Raw genomic sequence first — 16,607 nt, forward strand, 5'->3', positions numbered from 1 at the left:
ATGATGTATTTAATATGATTTTGATAAATATGTAAAGAGTACGCATATAATATTTTGAATAGTTATTATTTATTTACACATCGATTCTATTCAATCCATGAGATAAATCTTGTATTAAATCATTAGGATCTTCTAATCCGATATGAACTCTAATTAAAGTTCCTGTAAAATCTAATGTTTTAATAGGGCGCATAGAACATAGTTCTTTAGTTTGATACGCTAAAATTAAAGATTCGAATCCGCCCCAAGAATATGCAATTTTGAAATATTTAAAATTATTAAGAAAATTGGATAATTGTACGTTGTTTAATTTTTTTTTTAAAATAAACGAAAATAATCCACTAGATCCACTAAAATTTTTTAAAAAATTATTATGTCCTTTGCATGTGGGTAAAGCTGGGTGATTGACTCGTTCTATAGCGGGGTGCTGAGATAACCATTTGGCAATGTGTAATCCATTTTCTTCATGTTGTTTTAATCTTATATGTAATGTGCGTAATCCCCTAGATGCCATATATGCAGTATCAGTATCTACCATTTGTCCCATTAAGTAATATTGTTTCTGTAATCTTTCCCAGCAACGTTCGTTAGATACTGCTGTTCCTATCATCGCATCAGAATGACCTATGATATATTTAGTGCCAGATTGCAGGGAAATATCTACACCGATATCTAAGGGTTTTAAAAATACTCCAGCAGACCAAGTATTATCCAAGATAATAGTAGTATCTGGTTTTTTTTTACGAATTGCTTGCACTATACTAGGTATATTTTGTACTTCCATAGTGATGGAACCTGGAGATTCTAATATAACTAAACAGGTATTGTAATGAATCAAATTATAAATTTCTTGCTCAATAAGTGGATCAAACCAAGTAATATTTATATTCATTTTTTTTGCAATATATCGACAGAATTTTTGTGTTGGTTCATACGCAGATTCTGTAATTAAAATATGATCTCCTGGATTTACAAAAGAAAGAATTGTGTGGGTAATAGCTGCTGTGCCACAGGGATATAACGCACAACCCACTCCATGTTCTAGTTCTGTCATTGATTTACAGAAAGAAAAATGAGTTATAGTGCCATAGCGTCCATAAAACAGTTGTTTTGAATAGTGGTGTTCTTTAGCAATTTTTTTTTGTTCTTCAACAGAATCAAATATTACTGAAGATGTACGTTGAATAATGGGATTAATTGCTCCATGTGTATATTTTTTGCTTCTTCCTGAAATAATTAATTTGGTTTTAATTGTACTCATAAGTGTTATATTTATTTAAATAAATTTAAAGTTATAATTTATATAATATTGTTTTTAGATTCTATAAGTTCTATTTAGTTTTCTTAAATATGTTATTTTATTTCCTTATAATAATCTCTTGTGGTAAAGATTTGCAAGCAAGAATCAATATAAAGTTTTTTTATATAAAATCTTTTATTTAAAAATTTATAGTTATATGAATGACAGTTCTTGAATTTTATCAATTAGTATTCATCAATAGAACATTGTATGAGTTAGTAAATTTATTTATATGCAGATGGTTTATGGTTCTTAAAATTAGATACATCATATTTCACATGCAAAATAGATATTTTACGTTCTATTCACATAAAAATTTTTGTAGATTTGTCGTGCTATATTTTAATTATAATTCTGTGTTACTATATGTTGATCAGTATTACTATTTTATTACTATCAGTAGTAGTGCATATTGCTGTTAGCAATGTTGGCTTGTATATATCAGTATCATATAATAATTTTGGTCGCAACAGTTAAAAATTAATATATTTAAATATCAATTATTACATTTTGTTCTGTGAGTTTAGTTAAATAGAGCGTTGTTCATATTTAACAAAATTGTTCTTTTATGTATCCTTTTAATATTCTTAATAAAAGTTTTTAAATAAGAAAAAATTAATTTGAGAATAATTATATTAATAGCACTGGTTAATTTTAAATTTAGAATTTTATTGTAAATGCCCGGACTTGGAATTGAACCAAGGACACGAGGATCTTCAGTCCTCTGCTCTACCGACTGAGCTATCCGGGCTCTTGATTTTACATGTGTATTGAAAGAATATTTTTCTATAAAATCTTTTGATAGCTTATTCTATCAAAAAAATTTTTTTTTAAAAGCAAAAAATAGCAAAAGCAATTTTAAAAATTAATTGTAATTTTTTAGTTTTTACATTTAAATTCTGTTGTTTAAAATATTACGTTTGAGGTAATACTGATTGCATCCATGATAGATAATTAGAGTCGCCATCCAGAATCGGTAATACTAATAACTCTGGTATTTTATAAGGATGAATTTCTTTTATTGTTTTAAACACTGAGGTTTTTAGAGTATTTCGTGTTTTTATTAATAATTGTATTTCGGTATCAGTTGTAAGCGTATTGTTCCAATAATAGAATGACTGTACAGTGTTTATTATAGTTATGCAGGCTGCTAATTTTTGATTTAGTAAATTTTTTGTTATCTTAGAAACAAGAGATGTATGGTTAGGTATAGTGCATAAAATAATTATCATTTTATAGTACCTTGTTGAATTATTGTAGTATTCTTACTTAAGATATTAGTATTTTGTGGAGCAGCATAAATTGTTTAAATATTATCTCATAATGTATATATGTGTATGTAAATTAAAAAATTTCTTATTTCCCCTTGAAGCAATCTGTAATGCCCCCATTTTAGATATTGTCTTGAGGCAGTAATATTAATAGAACTTGCGTCTAATATATAGTGCGAATCTAATAGATTTATTATACAAATAGTATATAATATGTAATTAGGAGTATTAAATGAAAATTCGTCCATTGCATGATCGTGTAATTGTTAAGCGTAAAGAGGTTGAATCAAAATCTGCTGGAGGTATCGTATTGACTGGATCTGCAGCTGGTAAGTCTACTAGAGGAGAGGTGTTGGCTGTTGGTCATGGCCGTGTTTTGGAAAACGGAGGGGTAAAAGCTTTAGATGTACGTGTTGGTGATACCGTAATTTTCAATGACGGTTATGGTGTAAAAGTTGAAAAAATTGATAACGAGGAAGTATTAATTATGTCAGAAAGCGATATCCTTGCTATCGTTGAGAAATAATTCACGACTAACTTATTAATTGAATTTAAAATTTTTAAGGAAAATGAAATGGCAGCTAAAGATGTAAAATTTGGTAATGATGCTCGTGTTAAGATGCTTCGTGGTGTTAATGTTTTAGCCGATGCAGTGAAAGTTACTCTTGGACCTAAAGGTAGGAATGTGGTTTTAGACAAATCTTTTGGAGCGCCGGTTATAACTAAAGATGGTGTTTCCGTAGCACGAGAAATTGAGTTAGAAGATAAATTTGAAAACATGGGTGCTCAAATGGTTAAGGAGGTTGCATCCAAGGCTAATGATTCAGCAGGTGATGGAACTACTACTGCTACTGTGTTAGCTCAATCTATAGTTAATGAAGGGCTGAAAGCCGTTGCTGCTGGTATGAATCCTATGGATCTAAAGCGTGGTATTGATAAAGCAGTAGTCGCAGCAGTAGAAGAACTAAAAAAACTATCAGTACCTTGTTCTGATCCTAAAGCTATAGCACAAGTTGGTACTATTTCTGCAAATTCTGATGAAACTGTAGGAAAATTGATTGCCCAAGCTATGGATAAAGTAGGTAAAGAAGGTGTAATTACTGTAGAAGAGGGGTCTGGTTTACAGGATGAATTAGATGTGGTGGAAGGCATGCAGTTTGACAGAGGTTATTTGTCTCCTTATTTTGTAAATAAACCGGAAAGTGGTGCGGTTGAATTGGAGCATCCTTTCATTTTATTAGCAGATAAGAAAATTTCTAATATTAGAGAAATGTTGCCTATATTAGAATCTGTTGCGAAAGCAGGAAAACCGTTACTTATTATTGCTGAAGATGTTGAAGGAGAAGCTTTGGCTACTTTAGTAGTAAATAATATGCGTGGAATAGTAAAAGTAACTGCTGTTAAAGCTCCAGGATTTGGAGATCGTCGTAAAGCTATGTTGCAAGATATAGCAGTGTTAACTGCTGGAACTGTAATCTCTGAAGAAATTGGATTAGAGTTAGAAAAATCAACTTTAGAAGATATGGGTCAAGCTAAACGTGTTGTTATCACTAAAGATGCCACTACCATTATTGATGGTGTAGGCAATAAGTCTGCTATAAATAGTCGTGTAGCGCAGATTAATCAGCAACGGGATGAAGCAACTTCTGATTATGATCGTGAAAAATTACAAGAACGTGTTGCTAAATTAGCGGGTGGTGTTGCTGTAATTAAGGTCGGGGCAGCTACTGAAGTGGAAATGAAAGAAAAGAAAGCTCGGGTAGAGGATGCCTTGCATGCAACTCGTGCTGCTGTTGAAGAGGGTGTTGTTGCAGGAGGTGGAGTTGCTTTAATTCGTGTAGCTAATGCTATTCGTAATTTGTCTGGTGACAATGAGGATCAAGATGTTGGTATTAAAGTGGCTCGTCGTGCGATGGAAGCGCCTTTGCGTCAGATTATGGCAAACGCCGGAGAAGAGCCATCAGTAATAGCTAATAACGTTAGATCTGGAGAAGGGAATACCGGTTATAACGCAGCTACTGAAAAATATGGTAATATGATAGAACTAGGAATTTTAGATCCTACTAAAGTAACTCGTTCTGCTTTGCAATATGCTGCATCTATCGCAGGTTTAATGATTACTACTGAATGTATGGTTACTGAATTACCTAAAGAAGATAAACCTGATTTAGGTGGCGCTGCTGGAGCTGGTGGCAATATGGGTGGTATGATGTAATAAATAGCACTACTATTTTAGCATAATAGTAATGTAAAAATGTTGTATATTATGTTTCTTATTTCTTGAAAGAAATAAGAAAGGTGCAAACGAACCGATAACATTATTAGTATTATTGTTAATATTGAGGTTTTTCGGTTCGTTTTTTTGTTAATTTTAAAATATTTATATTTTCTTTTTATTATGGTAATATATCATATTAATGATTTTAAGTCTGGTCTTAAAATAATTCAAAATAATGAACCATGTATTATTTTACATGCAGAAGCTATAAAACCCGGAAAAGGTCAAGCATTTAGTCGTGTACGATTTAAACAAATTAAATCAGGGAAAATTTTAGAAAAAACTGTTAAATCTGGCGATTTTTTTGAATCTGCTGATCTTGTAGAAGTAGATTTAGTATATATTTACAATGATAATATATTTTGGTATTTTATTAATGAAAAAAATTTTGAAGAAATTGCAGTAGCCGAACAAATAATAGGCAATAATGTTAAATGGATGGTTAATCAATTACACTATGCCGTGACTTTGTGGAATAGCGCTCCCATCCTAGTAGTACCTCCTGAATATATAGGATTAAAAATTATAAATACTAGTATTTCTACAAAGAAGAGATATACTGCGTCTTTATCTGGATCTTCTGGAATTAAATTAGCTACAGTGAGTACTGGTGCTATCATTAAAGTTCCCCTTTTTATACAATCAGGTGATGTAGTAAAAGTTAACACTCGTTCTGGTATATATGTATCTAGAATAAGATAAATAATAAAATAAAGAGTTATTTTTTATAATTTATTGAGATTGTTAACGGTTAGTATTTATTTATTTTTTTAAAAATCTTTGTGCATATATAATTGTAGGTAATAAAGATAGGTAGGTATATAAGGCATATTTAATCCTTTATCTTTATAGTAGTTAAAAATTAACATATGTATTTGATGGCGTATAAGCATACGATATTTTATATCTGATACATATGTTCTTGCTTCAAGAATAGGAAATCCTTGTTGTATATTAGCTAAATATATTTCCGGGGATGGATTTTCTAAAATATATGGCACTGTTTTTATCATTTTTAATATAGTTTTTATTACAGTATTTATATTAGTTTGAGGTGGTACAGGAAATCTTAAAACTACACGTATTATTTTGTCTGATAAAGACCAATTAATAAATTTTTTTGTAATGAATTCTCGATTTGGGACGATGATTTCTCTGTGATCCCAGTCAGTAATAATTGTTGCTCTAATACTAATTTTTGTTATATTACCGGTAAAATTATCAATAGTTACAGTATCTCCGATACGAATTGGTTTTTCAAATAAAATCATTACTCCAGAAATAAAATTAGCAAAAATTTCTTGTAGACCAAAGCCCAAACCTACACCTAATGCAGCTATTAACCATTGTATCTTAACCCATTCTATCCCTATTAACGAACATCCTATGATACCGCCAAGTAACATTAATATATATTTAGTTAATGTCGTGATAGTATATCGTGTTCCTGAAGAAATATTTAGACGTTGTAGAAAAGTTAATTCTAAAAATGCTGGTAAATTTCGCGCTGTTTGTGTAGTAATAATGATTACTAGAATAGCAATAAGAAAAGCGTTAAGAGTGATCGGTTGAATATTATCTATGCCCTTAATAGTAGACGTTACATCCCATAATGTAATGTTTTCTAAAAATGAAAACGCTGATCGTAATTCTGACCATAACAAAGTCATTAATAATAAAGCAATAAGTGTTAATATAGATCGTATTAATTGTAAAGATTGTGCACTAATAGTATCTAAATCTAAATTATTTTTATTTTCTTTATTATGCAGAGTTAGTGTGTTTATTTTCTCTATAGAATTTCGTAAATTGTTATTTTTTTTTTCTTTTGATGAAAGAATGGTACACTGTGTTTTTGATGATTTAAGTGTAAAGTACATACTTTGTATATGCATCCATCTACGAATAATGTGATATATTATCAATATTATCACCCAAATTAGTAAAGAGATTTCTAGTCGGGCTAACAATGCTTGCGTAGCAAAAAAGTAACCTATACTTACAGTAAATACAGAGATTATTGGAGCGCATAACATTATATTCCATAAAAAATGGTTAATAATATTATCAGAAGATTTGTATTTGTTTGTATGTAAATTTAAACCAAAAATTTTTAGTTTATTTGTGATAAATATCAAGTAAATACATAATGATATAAAACATAATCTGCCTAAAGTATTATGGAATTCTTGATTATTATAATGGTTGAATATCATGGTAGTAGTTGTTAAAAAAATAATTATGCTTACATTATAAATATAATTCTTTGAAAAAATTATCTGTACTTTTTTTTGAGACCACCCAAAATGGGTAATAAATAATCCATGTGTAGATGCGAATCGCGCGCCTATTAATAAAATCCACAATAAAATAGTTGTACTACGCATGCTATCACCAATTACTTCATAAGTAATGCATGACCAAGAATTACTTAAATTGTATCCTATAATTTCCCATGCAATGGGAAATGGTAATGATATTAATATTGAACTCCATATATTATGAAAAGTGACTAAAAAATTATCTTGATTAATTTTACCTATTTTTTTGCTAGACTGTTCTAGAAATTTTTGATAAAAATAATATGCTATATAATATATTATTATATATATACTGATGCATAATATTGTTAATATTAGTATTTTCTTTTTAACAAAAAGAATTTCATATAGTATTTTTACTAGATTTTTTAATTTATACATCGTTAATAATTTGTAACAATCTTGATAAACGTCTAAAGGATAAGAAATAGTAATCGGAGGAATGTCAGGTATCCAAAATAAATAACGGTGTATAGCTTTATACATATCTTTTAAAATATTTTGAAGTTCTTCAGAAGAAATTTTTAATTTTGTTAATGCGAGAATTTGAGTATCGAAACTATTTAATAACATAATAATAATATTACGTTGTTTAGTTATTTGTGATGTAATAATATGTTGTTGTGATAGTGTAAGTGATGTGTTGTCATCTTGTTTATTTTTTAAAGGTAGAAAAGTTAGTTTTTTTAATTTATTTTCATATATTAATCGTTGACTCCTTAATTTTTTCATATCATGATCAATTTTTTGTAATTTTGGCATTTTTGGTAATTTAGAAAATTGAGAGCGTAATGTTGCGCCAAGCACAGGAGATTTATTTAACCATTGAGCTTGATTAGTTAGGTTAGTTAAAGCTTGTTTCACTTGTAAAGTATGTAAGGAAACTTCTTGTTGTTTTAATGCAATCTTATTTATATTACGTGTTTGTTGTTCTAAAATCATTAAGAGTTCGTGAGTAATATATACTTGTTGTTTGATAGATTTAGGTAATAAATCATTTTTTATATTTAAAATAATTGTATTATCTTGAATAGATAGATATTTAAATTGTTTTTCATGTAAAAAATTTGAATATTTTTTGAATATTTTTAAGATATTAAAAGTGGAATTATATTTTTTTTCAGACAATGCTGAATTTAATTCAGATACTGTGTATTTGTGAATAATATTAATTTTGCGGTCAGCAAATTCTAATTTGGATGTTTTTGATAGTCTAATTTTTTGATATTCGCATAACGAGATGAATTTATTTTTTTTTACTAGTAGATTATTTTTATGAAATAGTAATATTTTTTGTATTTTTAAAAAATTTAATATATTTCTGAATTTTATTATTTTTTGTGATATTAATGTTGTTAACTCATTTATATAATGAGTAGTGATTTTTTTTTGCTGATTTATTTTTAATAAATTTATTATTTTATTATTAATAAATATTAATCTTTTGTTTAATTTTTTATTATAAATATTTAGGTCTAAAAAAATATTTTGATTATGTATATTGTAATGAAGTATTTTCCACTGAAAAATCATGTAAAAATAATTATTTATTTTTTTTTTACATTTCCACGGTTCTATCTTAGAAGAATTATGTTCAATAGCACAACATAATGTAGATTTTAGATCATTTACAAAAAAATTTTTATTATTAATTTTTCCTTGCATGGAAGGGAAAAAATCTGTTTTTATTTTTTGTGTTTCTAGCAAGTTAGATGCAGATATTGGACTTGGAAATAACAATATCAAAATATATATAAGTATTAATGAAAATATTTTATATAAACAGTTGGTTTGTTTGTTAAAAATCACCATATAGCATCATTTCGTGTAAATTTACAAAAATAATATTTTTCCGATATATCATTTTTATATGTATAAACTTTATATGTGATTATTTTTAGTTTTTTGAATTATCATTATAACCTTGAGCTAAAGGCATACCAATTCGGGCTACATCATGTGGTTGAAATTTATTTATTATTACTTTTTTGCTGTCAAATAAGTTGATTACAGTAGACCCCAATTTAAATAATCCCATTTCATTTCCCTTTTTTAATATGATTGTATTATGATGACTATCATTATTAGTGTCTTTTTGTGGATAATGCCAATGTTTAACTACACCAGCTCTTGGTGGAGTGATAGTACCAAGCCATGTGGTTTTAATGCTACCTACTATCATGGAACCGATTAAAATTTGAGCCATATAACCAAAATTTGTTTCAAATATACAAATAACTCTTTCATTACGAGAAAATATATTAGGTATATTTGTTGCAATTTTTGGATTCACTGAAAATAAATCACCTGGTATGTATAGTACTTCACGTAACGTTCCTGTACAAGGCATATAAACACGATGACAGTTTTGTACAGGTATATATATAATAGAAAAAATTCCATTAATGAAATAATTTATAATATTATCGTGTCCAGCTAGTAATTCATCCAGATGATAGGAAATTCCTTTTACTTGAAAAATTTTTGTTTGATTTATTTTTCCGGTCTGAGTTATTATTCCGTCCGCCGGAATGATCAGTGTAGATGCATTATTATCGATAGGTCTAGCATTACTATGTAGTTTTCTAGTAAAAAATTCGTTAAATGTTGTATATTGGTTTATATTAATTTTTTCAAAATCTTTCATATCTATTTTATAAATTCGAATAAATAATTTAATAATGTAATGTGTGATGCATCCTCCTTTCCATGAAGCTCCTAAACCGATTAAATAAGTTATCCAGTATTTTGGCAATACATATTGTAGTAATACTTGTATTTTTTCTATCATAAAAGCACCTAATTTAAATTATTTTATATAATATTTAATTTAATAAAAATTGTACGTTTGATTTTTAGTATTTTGAGAAATACTATCTTAGTAAGATGTGACTATATCACATATAACGTAATATTTTGTATAAAATATACAAGTTATATGTATTTTATATATTGCTACCAATAACATTGGTAGCAAATGTACATAAATTACGTATTATAAACGTGTTAAATAACTATCTATTAATAGAATTAATATACATATATAGAAACCTGGAGTGTATGGATTAACTGATTTTTTATTACTTTTATTGATGATAATTCACTTAATATTTGTACATATTATACTGAAAGCATAAATATGGTATTATGCATAATAGAATTTATTATTTAACGCAATATTTTATTGTGTATTTTACTTTATTTAATTAATAAAGTTTTATACTTAATATTAAATTTTGAGTAATTAATTTATAGTGTTTATTATGTGTTAAGATTTATTTAAATACAGATTTGATATTATATTGTGTTTTATTTATTAAATATTATCAAAGTTATTATTGTATAATAACAATATAATAATGTTAAAATATTCATTTTATTAATATAAGCGAGAATGCATGTACAATGATAATTTAATATGGATAGATTTAGAAATGACTGGTTTAAATTTAGAAAAGGATCGTATCTTAGAGATTGCTACGTTAGTTACGGATAGTAAATTAAATATTTTGTCAGAAGGTCCTGTAATAGCAATATTTCAATCCGAAACTCAATTATCTTTGATGGACGATTGGAACATGAATGTTCATAATGCTACTGGATTATTACAGAAAGTTAGGTCTAGTAAATTTAATGAAATTAATGCAGCTAATTTAACAATAAGTTTTTTAAAAAATTGGGTTGCTTTTAAAAAATCTCCAATATGTGGGAATAATATTGCTCAAGATCGTCGTTTTTTATTAAAATATATGCCAGAATTAGAAAATTATTTTAATTATCATTATTTAGATGTAAGTACATTAAAAGAACTAGTGCTACGTTGGAGGTCAGATTTGTTATCAGGATTAAAATTAAAAAAAACTCATCGTGCTTTAGATGATATTCGATCATCTGTTACAGAATTAACATATTATCGAAAATATTTTTTAAAATTATAGAGAATTAAAAAATTAGATATTTCATTATATCTGATGTGTTTAGATTCTGTATTATAGAAATATTAGAACAATTAGTTTATGATGCTCTTGATAATATATAAATTTAAGAGATTGGGATATTCTAATATATATAACAAAATAGTTTTGTATCTTGTTTATACGGCATAAGCGGGAATAGCTTAGTAGGTAGAGCGCAACCTTGCCAAGGTTGAAGTCGCGAGTTCGAGTCTCGTTTCCCGCTCCATTTTTTTTGAGTGTGTTTTTTAGTTTTAAATATACAGAAAATAAAGAAATATTATTGCATAATAAACGATTTATATTTCTGATTTAAATAGAGCAGTTTCTAGATTAGAGACAGAACAAATATTTATATTAAAGTAGATAATGCGGATAACTTTTAAAAAGTTTGGCTATTATATATAAGATAAGTTATGTTATAATAAATGTTATTGACTTTAGTATATAAGTTTAATTTGGGGATATTTCACATTTTTCTTAATAAATTTAGTAATCTAAAAGAATCGGTGATCTTATATAGATAAAGTCTTATATCATATAATATATTTTTAGAAAATATATTTTTCATGTTTTGTTGGGTATATTGCTAATTTAATATACATTGAGAATGTGTATTGGAGATTATTTAGAACAGCATTTCAGAATTTTTATGTATTAAAATAATACAACAGTTGGGTATTTTATCAAAAAAAAATAAAATGTTTGAATTATTGATATTTCTATATTCATATAAAATATGAAAAGTTGTGAGTTGATTGTGTCTTATGTTCATGAGACATTGTTATTAGGAGCTATTTTAGCGACAGTTTGTAAAATAGGATGCATTATTTATTTACATGGTCATATAGGAGTAGGGAAGTCAGTTATATGTAAAGGATTTTTGCGGAAATTAGGATATACTGGTCATATAAATAGTCCAACATATAATTTGATTCAGTCTTATTTATTCACTAATAAATATGTGTGTCATTTTGATTTTTATCGGTTAACTTCTTCTGAAGAAGTTGAATGTATAGGGATTGAAGAATACTTTAATAATAACACTATATGTTTAATAGAATGGCCCAAAAAAATGCTAGAAAGTGTTATACCAAAAGCAGATGTTATGCTAACAATAAATTATTTTGATCTCAAGGAGTCTAGAAAAATTACTATGAGATCTGGTAGTGCATTAGGGGATGAGATATTAGATGCTTTTCTAAAATGTTGGAAATTATATACGTAAAATTAAAATACGAAATTATTTATTTAATTTTATTTTTATTAAACTTTTTATGTATTGAATCAATATCTGCATCTAATCTTAATGCTATTGCGATAATAAATTGCGCAACTCAAGCTATAGTAATATTGGATTATTCCAGATTATCTCCTCCGGGATATGTATTATTCCCTTTACATAAACCAGAAAGAATAGTGATTGATTTATCAAAGAAATTAAATCTTGAAAAAAATATGTTTCCGATGTATTTTAATGGTACTAATTTAATTAAATGTGTTAGGACAAATACGGTTAATAATTTTGATATTACACGAATAGTATTAGATCTAACTTATCCTGCCTGTATTGAAACAATTCAACAAAAAAAAATAAAAGAACATTATCGTCTTATGTTAAAGATTTTAAAACAACAAACATCTGGCGATTCTAAAACATGTTTGAAAGTTTCATCGCCTATTATAAAAAATAATAGTAAAACTGGTTCTAAATTAGATGCAAAATCTGTGAAACATCAAAAGCAATATACGAATATTGAGTATAACAATATCACTAAAAATTATAAAAAAAAACTTTCAGTCTGCCCTATAGTAGTGGCAATTGATGCCGGGCATGGTGGTCAAGATCCGGGCGCTACTAGTATACACCGAATATATGAAAAAAATATTACTTTTGGTATAGCAGGAAAACTTAAAGCTTTATTAGATGCAGATCCTAAATTTAAAGCGGTTATGATTCGTGATGGAGATTATTTTATCTCAGTTAAAGAACGTGCAGATATAGCTAGAAAAAAATTAGCAAATGTGTTAATTTCTATTCATGCGGACGCTGCTAAAAACACAACGGCTCATGGAGCATCAGTATGGGTTTTATCAGATAGTCGAGCTAAAAGTGAAATGATGAATTGGTTGAAATGCAGAGAAAAATACTCTGAATTATTAGGCGGGTTAGGAGATGTTCTTACTAATTATAGTAATTATCCATATTTTAATCATTTGATATTGGATGTACAGTTTAGTTATGCTCAGCAAGTAGGATATGATCTAGCATTAGAAGTATTGTATCAGTTAAAAACTATTACTGGTTTACATAAAAAACTTCCAGTACATTCTAATTTTGGCGTGTTACGCTCTCCTGATATTCCATCTATTTTAGTGGAAACCGGTTTTATTAGTAATTTAAAAGAAGCTCGTTTATTAGTCAATAGTAAATATCAAGCTAAAATTGCTAATGCTCTTTATAAAGGATTGAAAAATTATTTTTATACATCTAAAAAAAATGTACCTACATGTAGTACATATAATAAAAATACATATATTACTGCTAGTTAAAGAATATCAAAAAATTTTTTCTAAAAAGTAACTTGTGCAACGATTGCGTAAATACTTTTATATAAAAGTAAATTTAATTTTTGGTAAAATCATTGATATAATGTTTTATTTTTATGAAGTAATTTTAAATTTTTTTATTTATTAGTGGTTGATATTTCTAGGTTTGTATAATATGTCTGTTTCAGCATTAATTTTGATGTTAATGGGTCCTACAGCATCAGGTAAGACAAAATTAGCTATAAATTTAAAAAAATATAATCTAATAAATATAGATATTATTAGTGTTGATTCAGCTTTAGTATATCGTGGTATGAATATTGGAACAGCTAAACCTGCGCCAGAAGAGTTAAAATTAGCACCACATAGTTTAATAGATATTCGTGATCCATCCGAAGATTATTCGGTAGCAGATTTTTATTATGATGTAAATTATGAGATAGAAAAGATAATAAAATCTGGACGTATACCTTTTTTAGTAGGTGGAACGATGTTATATTTCAAAGTTTTTTTAGAAGGTTTATTTTTTTTACCATCAACCAATAAAAAAATTCGCAATGATTTAGAGTATGAGGCGCAAAAATCTGGATGGATATACGTATTTAATTTATTAAATCGTATTGATCCTATTGCTGCTAGCAAAATTCATTTTAATGATCATAAAAGAATAATTAGAGCATTAGAAATTTTTTTTGTTTCTGGCAAAACATGGACGGAATGGAAAAGTACTCCTGGTAAAAAATTAGAACACAAAATATATCAATTTGCTATTATACCTACAAATAAAAATATTTTGAATGAAAGAATTGAAAAACGTTTTTATAAAATGTTAGAAATTGGATTGGAAAAGGAAGTATACACCTTATTTAATCGTATTAATTTATATAAAACAAAAGGCAATACATTACCTTCATCTATGTCTTGTATTGGTTATCGTCAAATGTGGGAATATTTATCTGGAAAAATTGACTATAATCAAATGATATATAAAAGTATTTATGCTTCTAGAAGATTAGCTAAACATCAGTTGACTTGGTTACGTAATTGGTCAAATTTACATATATTAAATAATAATTGTTTATCTGCTGCTACTGATAGTATTTGTAAAGTTGTTCAAAAAAAAATAGTCTGATTTTATCAGATATGAAGATATTTTTGTAAGATAAATAATTTATTAATATGATTTAGTGCTATGCTTAAATTTTTTTAAAAATATTAAATAACGTACTGAAATTAATTATTATTAGACTTAAAGATTATTCAAGGAAATATTTCAGTCTTTATTTAATATAAAGTAGGATTTAAAAAAAAATAAAATTATACCAAATAATTTTTTATATTCAGTAGTACAACAGAACATATCTATTACAGATACGTTTTTAAAAAATTTTTTCATAAATTTTATTTTTTTGTATATCTCATATTAGTTATCCTAGTGATAGGATTTTTAATAATTTTAAAAATTTTATGTTTTAGTTTATTAAACTTTAATATTTTAAACTAGTGCGTTATTGAATTATAATTTGGAGTGCTTATTTTTGTATAATTTTGATTTATCTAATAAACAGGCCATATTAGTGCACACATTTTTTGCAAAAAAAACAGAAGATATAGATTATAGTTTACAGGAGTTTTTATCTTTAGCGTATACAAATAATATTCGGATATTAAATACTTTAGTTAGTACTTCTAAAGTTTGTTATCCTAAATATTTTATAGGAACTGGAAAAGCATTAGAATTAAAAAAAATGGTTAAAGATAGTTCTGTGTCTATAGTGTTGTTTAATTGTATTTTATTTCCTCATCAGGAACGTAATCTAACATTTTTATTACAATGCAAAATAATTGATAGAAATCAACTTATTCTTAGTATATTTGCTAAACATGCTCGTACATATGAAGGCAAATTACAAGTAAGGTTGGCACAATTACGTTATTTAAATTCTCGATTAGTACATGAATGGAGTCATCTTGAACGTCAAAGAGGTGGAATCGGATTAAGAGGAGGATCCGGTGAAATGCAGTTGGAAAATGATCGTCGTTTATTACGTAAAGAAATAATTCGAATTTTATTGCGTTTAAAAAAAATAGAAAATCAACGTGAACAAAGCAGAAGACACCGATTAAAAATCGGAATACCTACTATTTCTTTAGTAGGATATACAAACGCTGGTAAGTCCACTTTATTTAATTTATTGACTAAATCAAATATTTATACAGAACAAAAATTGTTTTCTACTCTTGATCCTACATGTAGACGTGTTGTATACGGTAATAATTCTAATATTTTGTTAATAGACACAGTGGGTTTTATTCAAGATTTACCGAAAGATTTAATACCCGCTTTTAAAACTACTTTACAGGAAACAATAGAATCTACGTTGTTATTGCATATAGTAGATGTAACTAATTCGAGATTTGAACAACATATAGATTCGGTAAGTTGTATATTGAATAGTATAAATGCGCATAATATACAAACACTTTTAGTAATGAATAAAATAGATCAATTACCGCAGATAACACCACGTATTGATCGTGATTATAATGAACGGCCAATACGTGTATGGATATCTTCTAAAGAAGATGTAGGTATATATTTATTAATGCAGGCTCTTAGCGAATTATTATCGGATAAGATAGTATCTTATTGTTTAAGAATACCTATCAGTAGTAATTTATTTCAAAAATTATGTAAATCTCAGGTTGTACAGGAGTTTGGTATTGAAAACTCGAGTTTTGTTCGAATCAAGATATGTGTGTCTTCTGTTTATTGGCAACGTTTATTAAAAAAAAATAAATTTTTAACAAATTATATTATTGAAAGCATTTAAAATGTACACCATAATAGTTATGTATTGTTTTTGTATGAAAACAATATATATCTGGTTATTATATAATGATCATTACTATATTTCTAATGTATGCAATCAT

12 protein-coding genes and 2 tRNA genes are annotated in these 16,607 nt (G+C 27.0%); 9 read left to right on the forward strand and 5 right to left on the reverse strand.

Annotated features, from left to right (window positions below; all coding sequences use genetic code 11):
- Positions 1-73 precede the first annotated feature (73 nt).
- The 3 genes from metC to cutA all read right to left on the reverse strand — a co-directional run bounded on the left by metC (position 74) and on the right by cutA (position 2,532).
- Positions 74-1,261: a cystathionine beta-lyase gene (gene metC / locus M9405_RS00230; RefSeq protein WP_250223286.1), complete on the reverse strand. Its 1,188-nt coding sequence runs from the start codon at positions 1,259-1,261 to the stop codon at positions 74-76.
- Between the two features lie 717 nt (positions 1,262-1,978).
- Positions 1,979-2,051: transfer RNA gene (locus M9405_RS00235), tRNA-Phe, on the reverse strand.
- Positions 2,052-2,214: 163 nt separating this feature from the next.
- Positions 2,215-2,532, reverse strand: coding sequence for a divalent-cation tolerance protein CutA (gene cutA / locus M9405_RS00240; RefSeq protein WP_250223287.1), 318 nt, complete (start codon positions 2,530-2,532; stop codon positions 2,215-2,217).
- Between the two features lie 271 nt (positions 2,533-2,803).
- Here cutA and M9405_RS00245 point away from each other — a divergent pair, with 271 nt between their 5' ends.
- From M9405_RS00245 to efp, 3 genes are all read left to right on the forward strand, one after another.
- The gene (locus M9405_RS00245) at positions 2,804-3,097 is read left to right on the forward strand and encodes a co-chaperone GroES (protein WP_250223288.1); all 294 of its coding nucleotides are present in this window, start codon (positions 2,804-2,806) and stop codon (positions 3,095-3,097) included.
- 48 nt (positions 3,098-3,145) lie between these two features.
- Positions 3,146-4,786 (forward strand): chaperonin GroEL, encoded by a 1,641-nt coding sequence (groL, locus tag M9405_RS00250; RefSeq protein ID WP_250223289.1) that lies wholly within the window; start codon positions 3,146-3,148, stop codon positions 4,784-4,786.
- 183 nt (positions 4,787-4,969) lie between these two features.
- Positions 4,970-5,551, forward strand: coding sequence for an elongation factor P (gene efp, locus M9405_RS00255; protein WP_250223290.1), 582 nt, complete (start codon positions 4,970-4,972; stop codon positions 5,549-5,551).
- 68 nt (positions 5,552-5,619) lie between these two features.
- On the opposite strand, the gene mscM is transcribed toward efp, so the two are convergent.
- The gene (gene mscM, locus M9405_RS00260; protein WP_284345869.1) at positions 5,620-8,982 is read right to left on the reverse strand and encodes a miniconductance mechanosensitive channel MscM; all 3,363 of its coding nucleotides are present in this window, start codon (positions 8,980-8,982) and stop codon (positions 5,620-5,622) included.
- Positions 8,983-9,067: 85 nt separating this feature from the next.
- On the reverse strand, positions 9,068-9,961 hold the full coding sequence (asd, locus tag M9405_RS00265; RefSeq protein ID WP_250223292.1) for an archaetidylserine decarboxylase: 894 nt from the start codon (positions 9,959-9,961) through the stop codon (positions 9,068-9,070).
- Positions 9,962-10,568: 607 nt separating this feature from the next.
- Here asd and orn point away from each other — a divergent pair.
- The 6 genes from orn to hflX all read left to right on the forward strand — a co-directional run bounded on the left by orn (position 10,569) and on the right by hflX (position 16,507).
- Complete coding sequence (gene orn, locus M9405_RS00270; RefSeq protein WP_250223293.1) at positions 10,569-11,108, forward strand: oligoribonuclease; 540 nt, start codon at positions 10,569-10,571, stop codon at positions 11,106-11,108.
- A gap of 168 nt (positions 11,109-11,276) precedes the next feature.
- Positions 11,277-11,352: transfer RNA gene (locus M9405_RS00275), tRNA-Gly, on the forward strand.
- Between the two features lie 510 nt (positions 11,353-11,862).
- Positions 11,863-12,351 carry a tRNA (adenosine(37)-N6)-threonylcarbamoyltransferase complex ATPase subunit type 1 TsaE gene (gene tsaE / locus M9405_RS00280; RefSeq protein ID WP_250223294.1) on the forward strand — a complete coding sequence of 163 codons (489 nt, stop codon included), beginning with the start codon at positions 11,863-11,865 and terminating at the stop codon, positions 12,349-12,351.
- A complete protein-coding gene (locus M9405_RS00285; RefSeq protein WP_250223295.1) occupies positions 12,330-13,676 on the forward strand; it encodes an N-acetylmuramoyl-L-alanine amidase in 1,347 nt (448 codons plus the stop codon). The genes tsaE and M9405_RS00285 overlap by 22 nt, the downstream gene beginning before the upstream one ends.
- 172 nt (positions 13,677-13,848) lie before the next feature.
- Positions 13,849-14,805 carry a tRNA (adenosine(37)-N6)-dimethylallyltransferase MiaA gene (gene miaA, locus M9405_RS00290; RefSeq protein ID WP_250223296.1) on the forward strand — a complete coding sequence of 319 codons (957 nt, stop codon included), beginning with the start codon at positions 13,849-13,851 and terminating at the stop codon, positions 14,803-14,805.
- Between the two features lie 406 nt (positions 14,806-15,211).
- A complete protein-coding gene (hflX, locus tag M9405_RS00295; RefSeq protein ID WP_284345870.1) occupies positions 15,212-16,507 on the forward strand; it encodes a ribosome rescue GTPase HflX in 1,296 nt (431 codons plus the stop codon).
- Positions 16,508-16,607 lie beyond the last annotated feature (100 nt).

This window comes from Candidatus Blochmannia ocreatus, assembly GCF_023585745.1.
Taxonomy (GTDB): domain Bacteria; phylum Pseudomonadota; class Gammaproteobacteria; order Enterobacterales; family Enterobacteriaceae; genus Blochmanniella; species Blochmanniella ocreatus.

Excerpts from the sequence above, each read along its gene's own strand:
- metC (WP_250223286.1), bottom strand. The coding sequence starts at position 1,261 with ATGAGTACAATTAAAACCAAATTAATTATTTCAGGAAGAAGCAAAAAA.
- tsaE (WP_250223294.1), top strand. The coding sequence starts at position 11,863 with ATGAAAAGTTGTGAGTTGATTGTGTCTTATGTTCATGAGACATTGTTA.
- mscM (WP_284345869.1), bottom strand. The coding sequence starts at position 8,982 with ATGGTGATTTTTAACAAACAAACCAACTGTTTATATAAAATATTTTCA.
- efp (WP_250223290.1), top strand. The coding sequence starts at position 4,970 with ATGGTAATATATCATATTAATGATTTTAAGTCTGGTCTTAAAATAATT.
- M9405_RS00245 (WP_250223288.1), top strand. The coding sequence starts at position 2,804 with ATGAAAATTCGTCCATTGCATGATCGTGTAATTGTTAAGCGTAAAGAG.
- asd (WP_250223292.1), bottom strand. The coding sequence starts at position 9,961 with ATGATAGAAAAAATACAAGTATTACTACAATATGTATTGCCAAAATAC.
- cutA (WP_250223287.1), bottom strand. The coding sequence starts at position 2,532 with ATGATAATTATTTTATGCACTATACCTAACCATACATCTCTTGTTTCT.
- miaA (WP_250223296.1), top strand. The coding sequence starts at position 13,849 with ATGTCTGTTTCAGCATTAATTTTGATGTTAATGGGTCCTACAGCATCA.
- M9405_RS00285 (WP_250223295.1), top strand. The coding sequence starts at position 12,330 with ATGTTGGAAATTATATACGTAAAATTAAAATACGAAATTATTTATTTA.
- orn (WP_250223293.1), top strand. The coding sequence starts at position 10,569 with ATGTACAATGATAATTTAATATGGATAGATTTAGAAATGACTGGTTTA.
- groL (WP_250223289.1), top strand. The coding sequence starts at position 3,146 with ATGGCAGCTAAAGATGTAAAATTTGGTAATGATGCTCGTGTTAAGATG.